Here is a 2,081-nt window from a genome sequence, read left to right on the forward strand (position 1 = left end):
TGCGGGTCCAGTATTTCAACTTGGGCAGAGCATCCAGCGCCAGGGCGCATTTGACCTCTTCGCCGCCATCCTTGCTGTCGAAGGTCGGCACCTCGTCCGGTCCCATGAAGTGGTGCTTGAACTTGTACATGCCCCGATACTTGGGCACGTCGAAATACATCTCGTCGAAGAACCGGATGCCGTCATCGAAAGACACTTCGACGCGGGCCTCGGGGCCGAACAGGTTCATCTGGTAAACCTTGTCGCGCTCCATCTGGCGGAAACCCCGGATCTTCTCGTTCAGCTTGCGGGCCAGAATGAACTTGCAGCGCATCAGTTGCGACAAGGGGATGTCCCTGTCGCGGGTCAGATGGGTAACGACATCACTTAGCCAGGCCAGCAGCTCCGCCTGGCCGATCCATTGATCGCGAACCTTCCCGTCGAGCCAGCGCACCAGGGAATTCGGCGTCCAGTCGTCCACGTCGATATCCAGCGAAAGCTGCTCGGAACTATCCGCTGCCGAGATCGACAGGCGATTGCCGTCGAGGTCGATTTCGAAGGTGTTGGTCGTCTCGACAATATCGAACTCGGCCTTGGTCAGCCGTGCCGGATGATCGGCCAGTGACCAGTCGTGATATTCCATCAGAATATCGGTATCACCAAAGACCAGCTCGCCCTGCACATGCGCCATCAGGCGCGGCACGGTGAATTCCTCGCCCAGATGGGCGGGGGCCAGGTCGTCGGCGTGCTTGGCCTTGAACTCAGCCAGCTTTTCGCGGAGCACGCCATGCAGGCGCGCAGGCGCCATCTGGAACAGGCGCTCTTCGTCTTTGGGCTTAGGCACGCCGGTGAACTCGATCCGGGTCCTGCCGTCATCGCCTGCCGAGACCTTGATCTTGCCCGGCGCGACAATATTGATCTCGCGGCGCTCCTCCTCGGACGCATCCAGCTCGACCGTCATTGTGGCTCTGGGACGCGAATGCCGCCCGAATAGGCCATCATCCAGCCCCGGCTGCTCAGCCTCGATATTGGCCTCGGCCTCGCTTTCCTCGAAGCCCATATCGACCAGCTTGTCGCGCAGGCTGACGGCGGCCTCGGAGAAATGCTTTGACACCAGCTTGGCATAGGACTTGTTCAACGCCGTTTCCTTGCGCTTTTTCGCATAGGGCATCCGCAGCACACGGCCCAAAAGCTGTTCGGCATCGGTCGAGCTGCGGATATTGGCCAGCGAGCAGAACACATAGGCGAAGGAACAATCCCAGCCTTCCTTCAGCGCCTCGATGGTGATGACATATTCAATCGGACAATCGGGCTTGAACAGGTCGATCCCGTCCAGATCGCGCTGCGCGCCGGTCGCCACAGCAATTTTGGCCGGGTCGATATTCTCATTGTCGATCAGATGCTGTTTCAGCACATCGACCGTGACCTCCTCGCCCTTCTTCTGCGCCTGGAACAGCACGATGGGGCGGATATAGCCCTCACGGTCGCGATCCGCGTGCTCCTGCAACTCCGCCCGCTTCAGAATCGCCGAGTTCACAGCCCCCTGCCAGGTCTCGGCTTCGTCCAGGACCACGGGCATCTTGATCATCTCTTCATCCTTCAGCTCCTGCGCTGTCACGGAATGAAGGATGTTGTTGAACCCCTTGGGCGTGGCGGTGAACTCGATCAGGGCGCTCGGTTTGATCCGTTCGTAGACATCCTGGCTCAGGCTCGTGCCCGCCTTGTGCGCCTCGTCCATGATGACCAGCGGGCGGTACAGATGCATCAGGTTGGCAAAGCTGAACCGGATGTCACCCTTCATCGGGCCATCGTCATTGCGCTCCAGCCCCGGCGTGGCGGGCGAAACGGTGCTGAAATGCCCCTCCAGCATCTCGTGATGGGCATAGACCTTTCGCCCGTCGGTATTGCTGACCCGCAGTGTCTGGATCGTGCCGACCACGACGCAGAGGTTCGAGCGCAGGTCATGCGGCGTGATTTGCGTGAAATCGCCAATGTCGAAAACGCGCACGCGGCCCTCGAACGCCGCGTCCAGCACCTGCCGATAGGGGTGGCGCGGGTTTTTCAGCGCCTCGGCGGTCTGGATGCGGATCGTGTTCGTCGGC

The 2,081-nt window shown here is 60.5% G+C and carries 1 protein-coding gene; it reads right to left on the reverse strand.

Annotated elements, in window-relative coordinates:
- A partial coding sequence (locus tag KNW02_RS20430; protein WP_216035016.1) for a DEAD/DEAH box helicase occupies positions 1 to 2,081 on the reverse strand: 2,081 nt, incomplete at both ends.

The organism is Paracoccus marinaquae (assembly GCF_018860165.1).
GTDB classification, from domain to species: Bacteria; Pseudomonadota; Alphaproteobacteria; order Rhodobacterales; family Rhodobacteraceae; genus Paracoccus; species Paracoccus marinaquae.